Genomic DNA, 16,815 nt, shown 5'->3' on the forward strand with positions numbered 1-16,815 from the left:
GACGGTTGCAGCGAGACCGACTGTTCTAGGGGCTCTGTAATAGTCGGTCTCGCTGCAACCGTCACTCTCGGCGCCAGCAGCCCCGAGTTCAGGGGACGAATACGGGAGCCGCGGAGGCCAGCCGGGCCCGCATCACCTCGACCGCCTCGGGATTGTCGTCGATCAGCATGAAGCGGCGCCCCAGCCCGGCAGCCGCCTCGCCCGTCGTGCCGCTGCCCGCGAAGGGGTCGAGCACCCAGTCGCCCGGACGGGAAGAGGCCTGGATGATGCGCCGCAGCACGCCGAGCGGCTTCTGCGTCGGATACCCGGTGCGCTCCTTGCCGGTCGGCGACACGATCGTGTGCCACCAGACATCCGTGGGCAGCTTGCCGCGGGCGGCCTTCTCCGCGGTCACGAGCCCCGGTGCCATGTAGGGCTCGCGGTCGACCGCGTCGGCGTCGAAGTAGTACCAGTCGGGGTGCTTCGCGTAGACGAGGATGTTGTCGTGCTTGGCCGGCCAGCGCCGCTTGGTGCGCGCGCCGTAGTCGTAGGCCCAGATGATCTCGTTGATGAAGCACTCGGGCCCGAAGAGCGCGTCGAGCAGCACCTTCGCGTAGTGCACCTCGCGGTAGTCGAGGTGCAGGTACAGCAGGCCGTCGGGCGAGAGCACCCGCCAGGCTTCCTCGAGCCGCGGCTCGAGGAAGTCCCAGTAGTCGCCGAAGCGGTCGTCGTAGGCGAGGGTGCGCTCGCGCGTCACCCGGTAGCCGTCGCCGCGGAAGCCGAGGCGCTCCTGCTGCGCGGGGCCAGCGGCGGGAACAGCTTCGAGGCCGGCGCCGGGGCCGGCACCGGCGCCCGCCGAGCCGTCGTCGCGGATCCGCGTGCCCCGTACTCGCTCCGCCTGCCGAGTGCGGCCCGTATTGAAGGGCGGGTCGAGGTACACGACCGCGAATGCGCTGCCCGGCAGCGCGCGGAGGATCGGCAGGTTGTCGCCCGCGGCCACGAGGTCGGGGCCGTCGGGAGTCCAGTGCATCGGCCCAGGATATCGCGGGAATGCCGAGGAGCCGTGCTCCGGCGCGAGCGGCGGCGAGCGGCGGGCTCAGGGGGCGAGGATCGCCTCGAGCTCGGCGGGGTCGAGCTCCTCGATGCGGGACGGCGACCACCTCGGGTTGCGATCCTTGTCGATCACCTGCGCGCGCACGCCCTCCGCGAAGTCCGGGCGCACCGCGATCCTGCCGAGCACGCGCAGATCGTCGGCCAGCACCTCGGCGAGACCTAGACCGAGACGGCGCGTGCGATCGATCTGCGCAAGGGTCACGGCCACTGACACGGGGCACATGCCGCGCACCGTCTCCGCCGCCCACTCGGCCGCGATCCGCCCGTCGTCTCCCGCCGCCTCGAGCGCGCGGATCAACCGCGTCGCCGTTCCCGCAGCGTCCTCGAAGGTCGGCGGATGCTGCGTGCTGAAGACCTCCTCCGCGATCGGCCCCCACCACTCGCCCGCGGCCAGCACGGGCGAGTCGGGCGCCGGCTCGGCGAGTCGTGCGCACGCCGTCGCCGGATCCTCGCCGCCCGCCAGTGCCTCGCCCAGCGCGGCCAGCCGCTCCGACGGCACGAAGTGGTCCGCGAACCCGAGCGCGATCGCGTCGCCCGGGCCCATCTCGCCGGCGGTCACCGCGAGCATCTCGCCCAGGCGACCGGGCGCGTGCGCCAGCAGCAGATGACCGCCGACGTCGGGAACGATCCCGATGCGCACCTCGGGCATCGCGAGCCTGCTGCGCTCCGTGACCACGCGGTGCTTCGCGTGCCCGGCGAGACCGATTCCGCCGCCCATCGTGATGCCGTCCATGACGCCGACCACGGGCACTCGAGACTCCGCCAGCGCCAGATCGAGCCGGTACTCGGTCGAGAGGATCAGCAGCGAGTCGCCGCTCGAGATCTCCTTGATGTCGCCGCCGCCGCAGAAGCCCCGCTCGCCCGCCCCGTCGAGCAGGATCGTGGAGGACCCGTCGCTCTGAGCGACCTCGAGCGCTCGGCCGATCAACTCGAACATCTCGAGGGTGAGCGCGTTGATCGCGCGCGGCCGGTTGAGCGTGATGCGGGTGATCGATCCCTCCCGGCGTGCGATCACGAGCGGTTCGGCGTGGGCGGGCGTCGATGCGTCGGTGCTCATGCCAGCACGCTAGCAGGCCCGGGCACCGAACGGCGCGGCGACGCCACGGCGTCACCCCGCAGCGACGCCACGGGCCAGGGGCTGCTGCGCTACGGAGTCGGCCGGCGCGCGTCGTAGCTCTGGAAGCCGCGCGCCGTGCGCAGCAGCACGAGCATGATGCCGCAGATGAGCAGGCCTCCGACGATCGGCGAGGCCCACAGCGCGAACAGGGTCGCCAGGCCGCCCGCCACGAGGTCGCCGACGCGAGGACCTCCCGCCACGACCACGTAGAAGAGGCCCTGCATGCGTCCCCGCACGTCATCCGGGGCCGCCGCCTGCAGGATCGTGGTGCGGAACACCGCGCTCACGTTGTCGGCCGCCCCGGCCCCCGCGAGCGCGATTCCTGCGAGGGCGATCGCGACGATGTTCGCGGGGATGAACGCGTCATCGTCTCCCGCGACCCCGGCCACGAGACGCTCGTCGACGCCGAGCGACGCCGCGAGCAGCACCGCCCCGAACAGGGCCGTGCAGATCCCGTACCCAGCCACCGCGAGCGTCACCGCTCGCCCCTGCCTGCGCACGCCTCCCAGCGGACCCGAGACGAGACCGCTCAGCAGCGCGCCCACAGCGAACGACGCGGTGAGGATGCCGACGGTGACCGGGCCTCCCCCGAGCACGATCGCGCCGGCGGCGGGGAACACCACGCGCGGCTGCCCCAGGATCATCGCGATCAGATCCCATACGAAGGTCGCGCGCACGTTCGGGGCGCGGCGCAGGAACCGCATGCTGTCCACCACCGAGCCGAAGCCGATCCCCCGTTTGGCCCCGTCCGGGGCGATGGGCGGCAGGCTCATGATCCCGAGGAACGCGCCGGTGAACAGCACGACGTCGACCAGATAGGTCCAGGCGAAACCGACGGTCGCCACCAGCACGCCGGCGATCGCGGGGCCGACCGTCACCGCGAGCCCCATCGTGATGCCGCTGAGCGCCGCGGCTGCGGGCAGCAGCTGGGTGGGGAGCAGGCGGGGCAGGATCGCCCCCTGCGCCGCACCCTTGATCGTCGCCGAGGCGGCGTTCACCGCGGCGAGCGCGTAGTAGGGCCAGGTGGTCTCGACACCGAGGAAGGCGATGAGCGCGAGTGTGCCGGTGCTGCACCAGGCTACGATCGCGGTGACGAGGGCGACCGTGCGCCGGTCGAATGCGTCCGCGAGCGCGCCGCCCACGAAACCGGCCAGGATCATCGGCCCGAGCGCCCACAGCGCCACGAACGACACCGCGAGGGTCGAGTGCGTGATCTCGTAGATGTGGAGGCTCACCGCGACGACCGTGACCTGCGCGCCGATCTGCGCGACCGAGGTGCCCGTCCAGAGCTTCGCGAAGGCGGGGCTCGCGGTGAGCGGGGTGGTATCGACGAGCAGACCGCGCAGGCCGCGACGCCCGCCCCGCTGTTCGTCGGGGTCGGCGGGCGCTTCGTTCACCGCATCAGCCTATCTCCCCCGCTCGGCGCTTCAACTCCTGCGGCCTCCCCTTCCCCCTCCCCTAACGCGGCTTCAACTCCTGCGGCCTCCCTCCCCTCCCTTTCCTAACGCGGAGTCCCGAATTGCTGGTTCCTGCAGCGTCGAAGCCGCAGTTCGGCACTCCGCGTTCGGAAGGCGAGAGGGCGGCACGGAGCGGGTAGGCTCGGATTCCGTGTTCGACCCGCGCTACGACGACGACCCCCTCGCCCGCATGAAGCCCCGCCGCGGCCCCGTGCAGCGGCGGGAGGTTCCGCTCGCGCGCGGGCTCGTGGTGGAGCACAGCGAGACGGAATGGTGCGGCGCCGTGGTCGGTGCCCGAGAGGGGCTCGTGCAGCTCGAGGATTTCGGCGGCAAGGTGCGCGCCTTCCCGCTGAGCGACGGCTTCCTCATCGACGGCGAGCCCGTGCGCCTCGTGCCGCCCAAGCGCAAGCCCGCCGGGCGTCAGCGCACGGCCTCCGGATCGTTCGCCGCGCCGCAGCAGCGGGCGCGAGTCGCGATGCCGAGCCGCATCTTCGTCGAGGGCAAGCACGACGCCGAGCTCGTCGAGCAGGTGTGGGGCGACGACCTGCGGGTCGAGGGTGTCGTGGTCGAGCTGCTGCAGGGCGCGGACAACCTCGAACAGGTGCTGGCGGAGTTCGGGCCGGGCCGGGAGCGGCGCGCCGGCGTGCTGCTCGATCACCTGGTGCGAGGCAGCAAGGAGACGCGGATCGCGGAGTCGATCGCGAAGGGGCCGCACGGCGCGCACGTGCTCATCGTCGGCCACCCGTTCGTCGACATCTGGCAGGCGGTGAAGCCGGCGAGGATGGGGCTCGAGGCGTGGCCGGAGATCCCGCGGTCCATCGAGTGGAAGCGCGGCATCTGCCGGGCGCTCGGCTGGCCCTCGGAGGAGCCCGCCGACATCGCCGACGCATGGTCGCGCATCCGCGGGCGCGTGCGCGACTTCCGGGATCTCGAGCCCGAGCTGGTCGGCCGGGTCGAGCACCTGATCGACTTCGTCACCGTGGGCTGAGCGGATCTATCGGAGTATCCTGAGGAGGTCGCTAGTCGCTTCGAGGAGACGCCATGCCGAAGCCCGTGTTCCTGATGATGCCGGAGTGGCAGGGTTCTGCCTCGTCGCGGGCCATGCAGATCGCCGAGGGCGCCGAGGTATTGCGCGAGGACCTGCCCGCGAGCGCTACCCGAGAGGTGCCGGTGCCGCTCGAGGCCGGTGATGCCATGGGCACTCCCGTGGCCCGGCTGAGCAGCCTGTTGCAGGCGCGCGATGCCGCGCTTCGGGCGATCTCCGAGGCAGGAGATGCGCCTGCCGTGATTCTGGGCGGCGACTGCGCGTCTTCGCTGCCGGGGCTCGAGGCCGCGGTGCGGGCGCACGGCGCGGATCGCCTGGCCGTGCTGTGGTTCGACGCGCACCCGGATCTGCAGCACCCGAGCACCTCGCCGTCCGGTGCCGCATCGGGCATGACCCTGCGTCATGCTCTCGGCGAGGGGTCTCCCGACCTCGCCTCCGCGACGCCCATCGACGCGGGCCTGCTGACCCTCGTCGGCGCGCGGGCGATCGACCCCGAGGAGGATGTGGAGATCGAGCGCCGAGGAGTGCACGTGCTCGACCCGGTGTCGATCGCCGGAGTGACGGATCCCGAGCAGCACCCGGATCCCGACGCGCTCGCCACCGCCGTGTCGGATCGCCTCGCAGCTTCGGACGCGGCGGCCGTGTACGTGCACGTCGATCTCGATGTGCTCGACCCCGCCGAGTTCTCGGCCGTGCACGACGCCGTGCCGTTCGGGATCACCGTGGCGCAGCTGACCGCCGCGATCCGGGCTGCCGTGACGACGCTGCCCCTCGCGGGCGCGGCCGTCTGCGAGTTCGCGCCGTCGAGCGCGACGGCCGCCGCGGAGGATCTGCCCACCGTGCTGCGCGTGCTCGCGGCCCTCACCTCCGGGGCGCGCCGGTGAGCCGCGATCCGCGGGACGCTCGGCTCACTCCCGAACCGCCCGTCGCCCCGGATGATCCGCGCCCCTGGCCCCTCGCGCGCCTCGGTTACCTCTACGCGACCGCGGTGGGGTTCGTGTGGGGGTGCATCTGGAGCACGGGGCGGATCGAGCGGCGCCAGGGGCTCTGGGTCTTCCGCGGCATGCCGAAGTGGACGTTCGGCCGGGGCGGCAGCTGCGTCGGTTCCTGCTATCTCACCGACCGCAACGCCGGCCGCGCGGTGCTGCGTCATGAGCGGGTGCACCGGGAGCAGTGGCGGCGGTACGGTCTGGCGATGCCGCTGCTCTACCTGCTCGCGGGCCGCGACCCGCTGCGCAACCGCTTCGAGATCGAGGCCGGGCTCGAAGACGGCGGCTACGTCAAGAAGCCCTCGTCGCCTCGCTGACCGGCGTACCCCTCGAGCCGAATGGGTGCCGTGTACTTCGCTCACACTCGAGCGATTGCGAGCAATCCGGGCGAGATATCCACATCTTGCGGATCTGAGCGCTGCTCCTCCGCTCAGGCTGGCATCATCAGTGTCACATCGAGCAGAATGGAGGTGTGATCGAGATGACAGAACCCCAGGTGTGGACGCTCATCGGAGTGTTCGCCGCCGCCCTCATCGGCATGGTCACATTCACGACCCAGGTGATGTGGCGGGCGATCACCTCGCAGTTCGTCTCGTTCAGAGCGGAGATGCGGGCCGAGTTCGCCACCTCGCGGGCAGAGACCTCGGCCCAGATCTCGGAGTTACGAGCCGAGACTTCCGCACAGATCTCAGAGCTGCGAGCCGAGACCTCCGCGCGGATCTCAGAACTGCGCCTGCAGATCAGCGACCTCGACGGCGATGTCCAGGCCATCGCGCGCCGGGTCTTCCCGGAGTGAGCGGACGCTGAGATCTCGTACACTGGCGGGATGAGCAGCGCAGCCGCATCCCCAACCGACGACGAGTTCCGGTTCCTCAGCGGAGACGCCGCACGCGTCGGCCGCACGGGCCCGTTGCCGCGGGTGGAGCGCGTGGCGGCGGAGGTCGGCGAGGGCCGGCGCATCAGCGGTCTGCGCTTCGACGCCCCCGCCGATCCCGCCCTCGTGCTGCTGCACGGCGCAGGTCTCAACGCGCACAGCTTCGATCCCACGCTGCTCTCCCTCGGCCTGCCCGCCCTCGCGCTCGACCTGCCGGGGCACGGGCGCAGCGACTGGCGAGCCGACGCCGACTATCGCCCCGACCGTCTCGCGAGCGACGTCTCGGCGGCCATCGAGCAGTTCGCGCCGACGCCCGTGACCCTCCTGGGACACTCGCTCGGGGGCCTCACCGCCGCCCTCGTGGCCGCGGCACGCCCCGAACTGGTTCGGCACCTCGTCGTGGTCGACATCACCCCCGGCATCGCACCGGGCGGCAACGCGGGGTCGGTCGCCGAGTTCATCACGGGTCAGCGCGACTACGGCTCGGTCGAAGAGATCGTCGACCGAGCCGTCCAATTTGGCATCGGCTCCGATCGCACCGCTCTCAGCCGCGGCGTCGCTCTCAACACCCGCCGACGCCCCGACGGCCGACTCGAGTGGACGCACCACCTGGCCCATCTCGACGCGCTGCCCGGATCGGGATCCGACGATCCCCGCCCCTACGCGCCCATCTGGGGCGCCCTGCGGTCGCTCGACCTGCCGATCACCCTCGTGCGCGCGGAGCGCGGGATCCTGAACGAAGAACTCGTCGACGAGTGGCGGGATCGCCTGCCTGCGGCCGAGATCATCGCGCTCCCCGGCCCGCACAACCTGCACGAGGCCGAACCTGTCCTGCTCGCGTCCACGGTGCGCGGCATCGTTGAACGCGGCCTCTAGGATGGCATCGTGATCTCCGCACTGCTGCCCATCGAAGGAACCTACAATTTCCGCGACCTCGGCGGCTTCCGCGCCGACGGCGGCCGCACGAAGCCCGGGGTGCTCTTCAGATCCGACGCTCTCGCGGCACTCAGCGACCGCGGCCGACAGCAGCTCGCGGAACTCTCCGTGGCGCGCGTGATCGACCTGCGCGACGATGCCGAGCGCGGGCCGCTGCCCGACCTGGTGCCGGACAGCGCGACCGTGGTGCCGCACCCGATCTTCCCCGACGTGAGCGAGCACATCTCGGCGCAGCTCGACATCTTCGCGCTCACCGAGATGCTCTATCTCGAGCACGGCGATACGCTCGCCTCGGCCGTGACGATGCTCGCCGAGCCGGGCGCCACCGTCTTCCACTGCACGGCGGGCAAAGACCGCACGGGCGCCGTCGCCGCGCTCACGCTGCTCGCCCTCGGCGTGGATCGGGACGACGTCATGCACGACTACGCGGCCTCCGAGCAGAATCTCACCGGCGAGTGGCGCGCGAAGAACCTCGAGCTGATCCGGCACCTCGGCATCGAGGTCACCCCGTCGCTCGAGCAGCTGCTCGTCGCGACCCCGATCGAGGCGATCGACCGTGCACTCACCGCCGTCGAGAACCGCTTCGGGTCGGTGCGCGACTATCTGCGCGCGAACGGCGTCGACGACGCCACCGTGGAACGACTCCACGCGCAGGTCGTGGAGTAGAACTCAGCCGCCGACGCGAAGGCCGCGCAGGATCGCGTCGCGGAGGTCGGCCGGTGCGCAGTTCTCGCGCTCTTCCTCGCAGGCGCGGCGCACCACCTCGGTGAGACGGATGCAGACGCTCTGCTCGTCCTGGCAGTCGGGGCAGTCCTCGAGGTGCTGTCGGATCGGCGCCGACTCCTCGGCGCAGAGTTCGCCGCGCAGCAGCTCGTAGAGGTTGGCCTTCGCCTTCTCACAGCCGCAATCGCTCATCACGTCGCTCCCTCTTCCGTTTTCTTCGACTTCGTGCGGCCCGCGCGCTTCGTCGCCGCGCTTCCCGCATTCAGTCCAACGCCCTGCTCGCGCGCGTATTCCCCGAGGGTCTTGCGCAGGCGCGAACGCCCCCGGTGCAACCGGCTCATGACGGTGCCGATCGGCACCTCCGCGATGTCGGCGATCTCTTGATAGCTGAAGCCCTCCACGTCGGCGAGGTACACGGCCATGCGGAAATCCTCGGGCAGCGCGTTCAATGCCTCGCTCACCACGGCATCAGGGGTGCGGTCGATCGCCTCGGCCTCGGCCGACCGCGCAGACATCGCGGTGGTCGACTCGGCCCCGCCCAGCTGCCAGTCCTCCAGCTCGTCGACGGCGCCCAGATACGGTTCGCGCTGTCTCTTGCGGTAGGTGTTGATATAGCTGTTCGTCATGATGCGGTACAGCCACGCCTTGAGATTGGTGCCCTCCTGGAACGAGGCGAACGCCGAGAAGGCCTTCAGGTAGGTCTCCTGCACCAGATCCTGAGCATCCTGAGGATTGCGCGTCATCTTCATCGCCGCGCCGTACAGCTGGTCGAGCAGCGGCAGCGCGTCACGCGTGAAGCGCTGCTCCAGTACCGCCTGGTCGTCATGCGCAGTGGTGTCACTCACGACTACGATCCTACGCCCCCCGGCACGCCCGACCCCCGGTAGACTCGGGGACGATGCTTGAAGCGAAGATGAACCGGGGCAAAGACGGCGACGAGGTGCGCGCGGGCGAAGTGCACGGGGAGTCGGCCGAGCTCTGGCCCGCTCCGCTCGCGGAGGGTCCGGTCGAGGCTCGGGTCGCGCTCCCCGGTTCGAAGTCGCTGACGGGTCGTGAGCTGATCCTCGCCGCCCTCGCGGAGGGACCCGGCACGCTGCGGGCGCCCCTGCACTCCCGGGACTCGGCGCTCATGATCGATGCCCTGCGGGCGCTCGGCACACGGATCGAGGAGATCCCCACGAGCAGTCCGTTCGGTCCCGATCTCCGGATCACCCCCGCCGAGGAGCTGACCGGGTCCACCAGCATCGCCTGCGGCCTCGCCGGCACCGTGATGCGGTTCGTCCCGCCGGTGGCTGCGCTCGCGCTCGGCCCGGTCGCCTTCGACGGCGACCTCTACGCCCGCAAGCGCCCCATGCGCCCGGTGCTCGACGCGCTGCGCGCGCTCGGCGCCGATATCGCCGATGAGGGGCGCGGCGCGCTCCCCTTCACCGTGCACGGCACCGGCTCGCTGCGAGGCGGCCGCGTCGAGATCGACGCCTCGCTCTCGAGCCAGTTCGTATCGGCGCTGCTGCTCTCGGGCGCGCGCTTCGATCAGGGCGTGCACGTGGTGCACACGGGCGAGCGGCTGCCGAGCCTGCCGCACATCGAGATGACCATCGATACGCTGCGCTCACGCGGCGTCGAGGTCTCGTCCCCCGCCCCCGGCGAGTGGATCGTCGAGCCCGGTCCGATCCGAGCCCTCGACGCCCCCATCGAGCCGGACCTCTCGAACGCGGCGCCCTTCCTCGCGGCCGCCGTCGCGGTCGGCGGCCGCGTGACCGTGCCCGGCTGGCCCGCGGCCACGACGCAGGTCGGCGACCAGTTGCGCGCGCTGCTGCCCGAGTTCGGGGCCCGAGCCGAGCTCGCCGAGGACGGCGCCCTCACCGTCTCGGGCGACGGCCGCCTGAGGGGCGCACGGTTGCACGTGCCCGAGGCGGGCGAGCTCGCCCCCACGCTCGTCGGCCTCGCCGCTCTCGCAGCCCACGGCACGGACGGCTCCGACGGCGAGGCGAGCGAGGTCACCGGCATCGGCCACATCCGACACCACGAGACCGACCGCATCGCGGCGCTGGTGAACGAGATCAACGCTCTCGGCGGCCGCGCCCGCGAACTCGAGGACGGCATCGCGATCGACCCGGCCCCTCTGCACGGCGGCGTCTGGCACAGCTACGCCGATCACCGCATGGCGACGACCGGCGCGCTCATCGGGCTCGTCGTGGCGGGCGTCGAAGTCGAGGACATCGCGTCGACCTCGAAGACCCTGCCCCAGTTCTCCGAGCTGTGGCATCGCATGCTCGGCCTCGCGGGCACCGGTGAAGGGCCGACGGGCACCGCGGGTGCGGAGCTGCCGTCGAACGGCCCGCTGGGGCTCGGGGGGCTCTTCCCGGATCTCGCTCGCGGGGCCGACGGCGCATGAGCTGGCTCCCGCCCGACGAGGACGACGCGCTCGACGGCCCGTACGCCGAGTACGCCGACCACGCGGTGCGCCAGCGTCCCAACCCCAAGGCGAACCGGCCCCGCACCAAGCGCCGACCCGAGCACTCCGATGCGGTCGTCGGCATGGTGACCGCGGTGGATCGGGGCCGCTACACGACCCTGGTCGAACGCGGCGCCGATCCTGCCGACTCCCAGGAGCGAACCGTGGTTGCGGCCCGAGCCCGCGAGCTGCGACGCACCCCGATCGTCATCGGCGACCGCGTGCAGCTCGTCGGCGACACGAGCGGCGCGGAGGGCTCGCTCGCTCGCATCGTCGGCATCGAGGATCGCCGCACGCTGCTGCGCCGCAGCGCCGACGACAGCGACACCGTCGAGCGCGTCATGGTGGCGAACGCCGACCAGATGCTGATCGTGGTCGCCGCCGCCAATCCCGAGCCGCGGGTGCGGCTCGTCGATCGTTATCTGGTGGCGGCGTACGACGCCGGGATCCGCCCGCTGCTGTGCATCACGAAGACGGATCTCGCCGATCCCGAGCCCTTCCTCGCCTATTTCTCGGCGCTCGAGGTGCCGGTCTTCCGATCGGCGCCCGACGCGTGGCCGCTCGCCGAGATCCGCGAGGCCCTCGCGGGCCGCACCACGGTGTTCGTGGGGCACTCGGGCGTCGGCAAGTCCACCCTCATCAACGAGATCGTGCCCGAGGCCGGCCGTGCGACCGGTCACGTCAACGAGGTGACCGGTCGCGGACGGCACACGTCGTCGTCGTCGGTCGCCTATCGCGCGGAGACGCCCGGCTGCGCGGGCGGCGACACCGGCTGGGTGATCGACACCCCGGGGGTGCGCTCGTTCGGCCTCGGCCACGTGACGCCCGAGGGGATCCTGCGCGGCTTCACCGACCTCGCGGAGATCATCGACGGCTGCCCGCGCGGGTGCACGCACCTCGAGGACGCGCCGGATTGCGAACTCGACGCGGCCGTGGCCGACGGGCGGCTCGACGCCTCGGGCGCAGCACGCGTCGAGTCGCTGCGCCGCCTGCTGAAGTAGCAGCCGATCGCGGGTCAGTGTCAGCGCGACCCGCTAGGCTGAAGACATGACGGAACGCGTGATCCTCGAGCCCGAACAGCCCGCCCCCGATTTCTCGCTCCCCGATCAAGACGGCGTGACCCGCTCGCTCTCCGACTTCCGCGGCGAGAAGGTCGTGCTGTTCTTCATCCCCGAGGCGATGACTCCTGCGTGCACGAAGGAGTCCTGCGAGTTCCAGGAGTCCTCGGCTTCGCTCGCGGCGGCCGGCTATCGCGTGCTGGGGATGTCCCGTGACTCAGTGGAGCGCCTGCGCCGGTTCGCCGATCGCGACGGCCTCGAATACCCGTTCCTCAGCGACCCGGAGGCCGAGGTGCACCGCGCATACGGAGCGTACGGCACGAAGAACAGCTACGGCCGCATCATCGAGGGTGTGATCCGCTCGACCTTCGTGATCGATGAGGAGGGGCGGATCGCCCACGCCCTCTACAACGTGAAGGCCACCGGGCACGTCGCCCGAGTGCGCAAGCTGCTCGGCCTCGAGGGCTGAGCCGGGGCGTTTCGACGCCGTCACCCCGTGCTCATGCGCGGACCTCGCGGCGATCGCGATCGGTAAGACCAGCGCTACTGCTCAGCGGCGGGCGCGACCGCGGGGCGGGCGAGGATCGCGGCGGCGAACCCCGCGAGCGCGAGCGCCACGAGGGCGAAGCCGAGCCACCACGGTCCGATTCCGATCTGCAGGCACCCCGTCCCCGCCGCGAAGAGCAGCACGTGTATGGTGAGCGATGATCCTCGCACCCAGCTCGCCCGCGTTCTCACCGCCCCCGCGAAGGTGACCACGACCCACACCAGCGACAGCGCCGCCATCACGATGAGGCTGAGATTCTGCAGCGGGTTGCCGTCTCCCGTCACGGTTCCGACCACAGTCACCCCCACCACCCACAGCAGCAGCGCCCCCTCCACTGCGAGCAGCGCGCCGAGGGCTTTCCATGCGGCTCGGGAGCGTGGGTGATCAGCGGGTGACGAGGGCATTTCGGATCTCTTTCCATTCAATTGCAAACGAACTATTGATTTGCTTCTACATCCGTGAAACTATATATTCCGTCGAGTTTCGCGCACACCGACGTGAGCATTCTCAGCCACGTTTCAGGTAGTTACGGCGCGGGATCTCTGGCACTTGTCTCCAGTGTATTTTGCGCGCGTGCGTTTACAGATGGAGGACACACATGGATTGGCGCGAGAAGGCTGCTTGCCTCACCGTAGACCCCGAGCTCTTCTTCCCGGTCGGTAACACCGGCCCGGCGGTCGAGCAGATCGAGCGAGCGAAGTCGGTCTGCGCTCGCTGCACGGTGACCGAGATGTGCCTGCAGTACGCGATGGACACCGGTCAGGATTCGGGCGTGTGGGGCGGCCTCAGCGAGGACGAGCGCCGCGCGCTCAAGCGCCGCGCCGCCCGCGCCCGCCGCGCTTCCTGAGCGCACCGCCGCTACGACGAACCCCCGTTCCCTGAACTCGTCGAAGGGAACGGGGGTTCGTCGTATCTCCGCGCGACCGCACCCGCGCGAGAGGCTGAGAACGCATGCCGGATCGGCGATCCGCATGCGTTCCCAACCTTTCGAGGCAGCTCGAGGGTGCGAGCGGCCCCGTTCTCAGTCGGTGCCGGCGTCGAAGGCCGCCGAGAGGCCGAGCGCGTCGCCCTCCTCGTCGATGCCGCCGACCGCGTTCGCGATCTGCGCGGCGCCGCCCTGCTCGAGCTCTCCGACCACGTCCGCGGTCGAGCTGCCCACGAGGCCGAGCGCGGCGTACTGCTCGAGCCGCTGGCGCGAGTCGGCGATGTCGAGGTTGCGCATGGTGAGCTGACCGATGCGGTCCTCGGGTCCGAAGGCAGCACCGACCGTGCGCTCCATCGAGAGCTTCTCGGGGTGGTAGCTCAGGCTCGGGCCGGTGGTGTTGAGGATCGTGTAGTCGTCGCCGCGGCGCAGGCGCAGGGTCACCTCTCCCGTGATCGCGGATCCGACCCAGCGCTGCAGCGATTCGCTGAGCATGAGCGCCTGCGGATCGAACCAGCGACCCTCATACATGAGGCGACCGAGCCTGCGACCCTCGTTGTGGTAGCTGGCGACCGTGTCCTCGTTGTGGATCGCGTTGACGAGGCGCTCGTAGGTGATGTGCAGCAGCGCCATGCCCGGCGCCTCGTAGATGCCGCGCGACTTCGCCTCGATGATGCGGTTCTCGATCTGATCCGAGACGCCGAGGCCGTGGCGGCCGCCGATCGCGTTCGCCTCGTAGACCAGGGCTACCGGATCATCGAACTCGACGCCGTTGATCGCGACCGGGCGACCGGCCTCGAAGCGCACCGAGACCTCCTCGGTGGCGACCTCGACGTCTTCGCGCCACGCGGCGACGCCCATGATGGGCTCGACGATGTCGAGGCCCGTGTCGAGGAACTCGAGCTTCTTGGCCTCGTGCGTGGCGCCCCAGATGTTGGCGTCGGTCGAGTAAGCCTTCTCGGCGGAATCGCGGTAGGGGTAGCCGTGGGCGACGAGCCACTCGCTCATCTCCTGGCGGCCGCCCAGCTCCTCCACGAACTGGCTGTCGAGCCACGGCTTGTAGATGCGCAGCGCGGGGTTGGCCATGAGGCCGTAGCGGTAGAACCGCTCGATGTCATTGCCCTTGTAAGTGGAGCCGTCGCCCCAGATGTCGACGCCGTCCTCCTTCATGGCGCGCACGAGCAGCGTGCCGGTGACGGCGCGGCCGAGCGGAGTCGTGTTGAAGTAGGTCTTGCCTCCCGAGCGCACATTGAACGCGCCGGTCTGCAGAGCCAGGAACCCCTGTTCGACGAGGGGGAGCTTCGCGTCGACGAAGCGGGCGATCTCGGCGCCGTACTCCTTCGCACGCGCGGTGACCCCCTCGAGGTCGGGCTCGTCGTACTGGCCGATGTCGGCGGTGTAGGTGCAGGGCACGGCGCCCTTGTCGCGCATCCACGCCACCGCGCAAGAGGTATCGAGGCCACCGGAGAATGCAATGCCGACGCGTTCGCCGACAGGCAGGGAAGAAAGCACCTTAGACATGGCTTCTATCCTATGGCCTGCCGGAGCCGCCGGAGTGCGCCCCGGCGGCCCGAGGCGTCCCATCGGGCTGACGGATCAGCGCACCGGTGATGCAGCGACACCACATCGCAGACGCAGCGTCAGTCGATCAGCCCGAGCTGCCGTACCGCCTCGCGCTCCGAGACCAGCTCGGCCACCGACTCGGCGATCCGCTGCCGCGAGAACTCATCGATCTCGAGCCCCTCGACGATCTGCCAGGCACCGCCGGAGGAACGCACGGGGAACGACGAGATGAGCCCCTCGGGCACCCCGTACTCCCCGCGAGAGACGACGGCCGCGCTGGTACGGCGCTCCCCCGTGCCGAGCACCCAGTCGCGCACGTGCTCGATGGCCGCGTTCGCGGCCGAAGCGACGGAAGACCCGCCTCTCACCTCGATGATCTCGGCACCGCGCTTCGCCACTCGATCGACATAGGGGCCTCGCGCCCACGCCGGGTCGACGACCTCCAGTGCCGCACGACCGCCGACGGTCGCGTGATTGAGGTCGGGGTACTGCGTGGCCGAGTGGTTGCCCCAGATCGTCACCCCGTCGACATCGGCGACCGGCGCCCCGGCTTCGGCCGCGAGCAGGCCGACCGCGCGATTGTGGTCGAGCCGGGTGAGCGCGGTGAACCGCTCGGCCGGCACGTCGGGGGCGTGCTGCTGGGCGATCAGGGCGTTCGTGTTGGCCGGGTTGCCGACCACGATCACGCGCACGTCGTCGGCCGCCCTAGCGCCGATCGCACGCCCCTGCGGGCCGAAGATGGCGCCGTTCGCCTCGAGCAGGTCGCCGCGCTCCATGCCCGCCGTGCGAGGGCGCGACCCGATGAGCATCGCCACGTTCGCGCCGTCGAAGGCGACGTCCGGGTCGTCGCTGATCTCGACCCCGGCGAGCAGAGGGAAGGCGCAGTCAGAGAGTTCGAGCGCCGCTCCCTCGGCCGCTCTCATCCCCTGCGGAATCTCGAGCAAGCGGAGCGCGACGGGCTGCTCGGGGCCGAGCATGTCGCCGGCCGCGATCCGGAACAGCGCCGCGTAGCCGATCTGCCCACCGGCGCCCGTGAGAGTGACAGTGATCGGAGTCTTCGTCATACTGCGTCCTTTCCGTCGCGCGGCCCGGCCTTCACCGGTTGTCGAAGGTGTACGGGTCGGGTCCGAAATTACGCTGCTCGTCGAGGGCGTCGATGGCGGCCATCTCGGCCTCGCTGAGCTCGAAATCGAAGATGTCGGCGTTCTCGATCATGCGCTCCCGGCGCATCGTCTTCGGGAACACGATCGTGCCGCGCTGCACGTGCCAGCGGAGCACCACCTGCGCACCGGACTTGCCGTGCGCCGAGGCCGCGTCGAGGATCGCGGAGCGCTCGAAGAGGTCGCTCTTGCCCTGCGCGAGCGGCCCCCAGGCCTCGATCGCGATGCCGTGCTCAGCGCAGAACGCCCGCAGCTCGCGGCGCTGGTGCAGGGGGTGCAGCTCGATCTGGTTCGCGGCCGGCACGACCCCGGTCTCGTCGATGATCTGCTGCAGGTGCTCGATCTCGAAGTTCGAGACGCCGATAGCGGAGGCCCGCCCCGACTCGGCGGTCTCGGCGACGCCGCGCCACGCGGCGAGCGCGGTGCCGTGCATGGGCACGGGCCAGTGCACGAGGTACAGATCGACCCGGTCGAGGCCGAGCGCATCGAGGCTGCGCTGGAAGGCGCCCGCCACGTCCTCATGATCGGAGTTCCAGAGCTTCGTCGTGATGAACAGCTCGTCTCGCGGAATGCCGCTCGAAGCGATCGCGCGGCCGACCTCGGCCTCGTTGAAGTACGCCGCGGCGGTGTCGATGTGCCGATAGCCCACCTCGAGCGCTTCGGAGACGATGCGCTCGGTCTCGCCCGGTTCGACGAGGAAGACGCCGAGGCCGAGCTGCGGGATCTCGACGGGATCACCCCCGCTGCGGACTCCGTTCTTCAGGGTGATGTTCGGGATCTGGAGGGCGCTCATTCGGGCTCGCTTTCGCCGAGGGTCGGGTGCGCGCCCCAGTCTATGCCCGGCCGCCGACATTCGCCGTGGGCGCCGTCTCCTCCC

At 70.7% G+C, this 16,815-nt stretch carries 19 protein-coding genes; 10 read left to right on the forward strand and 9 right to left on the reverse strand.

Annotation, left to right across the window (positions count from 1 at the left end; genetic code table 11):
- Window positions 1-88: 88 nt before the first annotated feature.
- The 3 genes from KVY00_RS03305 to KVY00_RS03315 all read right to left on the reverse strand — a co-directional run bounded on the left by KVY00_RS03305 (window position 89) and on the right by KVY00_RS03315 (window position 3,606).
- Complete coding sequence (locus KVY00_RS03305; RefSeq protein WP_223044326.1) at window positions 89-1,009, reverse strand: DNA-methyltransferase; 921 nt, start codon at window positions 1,007-1,009, stop codon at window positions 89-91.
- 66 nt (window positions 1,010-1,075) lie between these two features.
- The gene (locus tag KVY00_RS03310; protein ID WP_223044327.1) at window positions 1,076-2,149 is read right to left on the reverse strand and encodes an enoyl-CoA hydratase/isomerase family protein; all 1,074 of its coding nucleotides are present in this window, start codon (window positions 2,147-2,149) and stop codon (window positions 1,076-1,078) included.
- Window positions 2,150-2,238: 89 nt separating this feature from the next.
- Window positions 2,239-3,606, reverse strand: a complete 1,368-nt coding sequence (locus KVY00_RS03315; RefSeq protein WP_255572737.1) for an MFS transporter — start codon at window positions 3,604-3,606, stop codon at window positions 2,239-2,241.
- Window positions 3,607-3,817: 211 nt separating this feature from the next.
- Here KVY00_RS03315 and KVY00_RS03320 point away from each other — a divergent pair, with 211 nt between their 5' ends.
- The 6 genes from KVY00_RS03320 to KVY00_RS03345 all read left to right on the forward strand — a co-directional run bounded on the left by KVY00_RS03320 (window position 3,818) and on the right by KVY00_RS03345 (window position 8,176).
- A complete protein-coding gene (locus tag KVY00_RS03320; protein WP_223044328.1) occupies window positions 3,818-4,654 on the forward strand; it encodes a DUF3097 family protein in 837 nt (278 codons plus the stop codon).
- Window positions 4,655-4,707: 53 nt separating this feature from the next.
- Complete coding sequence (locus KVY00_RS03325) at window positions 4,708-5,595, forward strand: arginase family protein (RefSeq protein ID WP_223044329.1); 888 nt, start codon at window positions 4,708-4,710, stop codon at window positions 5,593-5,595.
- A complete protein-coding gene (locus KVY00_RS03330) occupies window positions 5,592-6,017 on the forward strand; it encodes a Fe-S oxidoreductase (RefSeq protein ID WP_255572738.1) in 426 nt (141 codons plus the stop codon). The genes KVY00_RS03325 and KVY00_RS03330 overlap by 4 nt, the downstream gene beginning before the upstream one ends.
- Window positions 6,018-6,181: 164 nt before the next feature.
- The gene (locus KVY00_RS03335; RefSeq protein ID WP_223044330.1) at window positions 6,182-6,496 is read left to right on the forward strand and encodes a hypothetical protein; all 315 of its coding nucleotides are present in this window, start codon (window positions 6,182-6,184) and stop codon (window positions 6,494-6,496) included.
- Between the two features lie 30 nt (window positions 6,497-6,526).
- Complete coding sequence (locus tag KVY00_RS03340; RefSeq protein ID WP_223044331.1) at window positions 6,527-7,450, forward strand: alpha/beta fold hydrolase; 924 nt, start codon at window positions 6,527-6,529, stop codon at window positions 7,448-7,450.
- A gap of 9 nt (window positions 7,451-7,459) precedes the next feature.
- A complete protein-coding gene (locus KVY00_RS03345) occupies window positions 7,460-8,176 on the forward strand; it encodes a tyrosine-protein phosphatase (RefSeq protein ID WP_223044332.1) in 717 nt (238 codons plus the stop codon).
- A gap of 3 nt (window positions 8,177-8,179) precedes the next feature.
- On the opposite strand, the gene KVY00_RS03350 is transcribed toward KVY00_RS03345, so the two are convergent.
- Complete coding sequence (locus tag KVY00_RS03350) at window positions 8,180-8,425, reverse strand: anti-sigma factor family protein (protein WP_223044333.1); 246 nt, start codon at window positions 8,423-8,425, stop codon at window positions 8,180-8,182.
- Window positions 8,425-9,078: a sigma-70 family RNA polymerase sigma factor gene (locus KVY00_RS03355; protein WP_223044334.1), complete on the reverse strand. Its 654-nt coding sequence runs from the start codon at window positions 9,076-9,078 to the stop codon at window positions 8,425-8,427. The genes KVY00_RS03350 and KVY00_RS03355 overlap by 1 nt, the downstream gene beginning before the upstream one ends.
- A gap of 53 nt (window positions 9,079-9,131) precedes the next feature.
- Between KVY00_RS03355 and aroA the strand changes: the two genes are divergently transcribed.
- From aroA to KVY00_RS03370, 3 genes are read left to right on the forward strand one after another with little or no spacing between them, the layout of a single operon-like run.
- Complete coding sequence (gene aroA, locus KVY00_RS03360) at window positions 9,132-10,628, forward strand: 3-phosphoshikimate 1-carboxyvinyltransferase (protein WP_223044335.1); 1,497 nt, start codon at window positions 9,132-9,134, stop codon at window positions 10,626-10,628.
- A complete protein-coding gene (gene rsgA / locus KVY00_RS03365; protein WP_223044336.1) occupies window positions 10,625-11,689 on the forward strand; it encodes a ribosome small subunit-dependent GTPase A in 1,065 nt (354 codons plus the stop codon). The genes aroA and rsgA overlap by 4 nt, the downstream gene beginning before the upstream one ends.
- Before the next feature lie 46 nt (window positions 11,690-11,735).
- A complete protein-coding gene (locus KVY00_RS03370; RefSeq protein ID WP_223044337.1) occupies window positions 11,736-12,215 on the forward strand; it encodes a peroxiredoxin in 480 nt (159 codons plus the stop codon).
- Between the two features lie 74 nt (window positions 12,216-12,289).
- On the opposite strand, the gene KVY00_RS03375 is transcribed toward KVY00_RS03370, so the two are convergent.
- Window positions 12,290-12,697 carry a hypothetical protein gene (locus KVY00_RS03375; RefSeq protein ID WP_223044338.1) on the reverse strand — a complete coding sequence of 136 codons (408 nt, stop codon included), beginning with the start codon at window positions 12,695-12,697 and terminating at the stop codon, window positions 12,290-12,292.
- A gap of 194 nt (window positions 12,698-12,891) precedes the next feature.
- Between KVY00_RS03375 and KVY00_RS03380 the strand changes: the two genes are divergently transcribed.
- The gene (locus KVY00_RS03380; RefSeq protein ID WP_017884807.1) at window positions 12,892-13,140 is read left to right on the forward strand and encodes a WhiB family transcriptional regulator; all 249 of its coding nucleotides are present in this window, start codon (window positions 12,892-12,894) and stop codon (window positions 13,138-13,140) included.
- A gap of 174 nt (window positions 13,141-13,314) precedes the next feature.
- Here KVY00_RS03380 and argG read toward each other — a convergent pair whose 3' ends face one another.
- The 3 genes from argG to KVY00_RS03395 form a co-directional block, all read right to left on the reverse strand.
- The gene (argG, locus tag KVY00_RS03385) at window positions 13,315-14,736 is read right to left on the reverse strand and encodes an argininosuccinate synthase (RefSeq protein ID WP_223044339.1); all 1,422 of its coding nucleotides are present in this window, start codon (window positions 14,734-14,736) and stop codon (window positions 13,315-13,317) included.
- Window positions 14,737-14,855: 119 nt separating this feature from the next.
- The gene (locus KVY00_RS03390) at window positions 14,856-15,842 is read right to left on the reverse strand and encodes a malate dehydrogenase (RefSeq protein WP_223044340.1); all 987 of its coding nucleotides are present in this window, start codon (window positions 15,840-15,842) and stop codon (window positions 14,856-14,858) included.
- A gap of 31 nt (window positions 15,843-15,873) precedes the next feature.
- Window positions 15,874-16,731, reverse strand: a complete 858-nt coding sequence (locus KVY00_RS03395; protein WP_223044341.1) for an aldo/keto reductase — start codon at window positions 16,729-16,731, stop codon at window positions 15,874-15,876.
- Between the last annotated feature and the right edge of the window lie 84 nt (window positions 16,732-16,815).

This window comes from Leucobacter tenebrionis (genome assembly GCF_019884725.1).
Classification (GTDB): Bacteria; Actinomycetota; Actinomycetes; order Actinomycetales; family Microbacteriaceae; genus Leucobacter; species Leucobacter tenebrionis.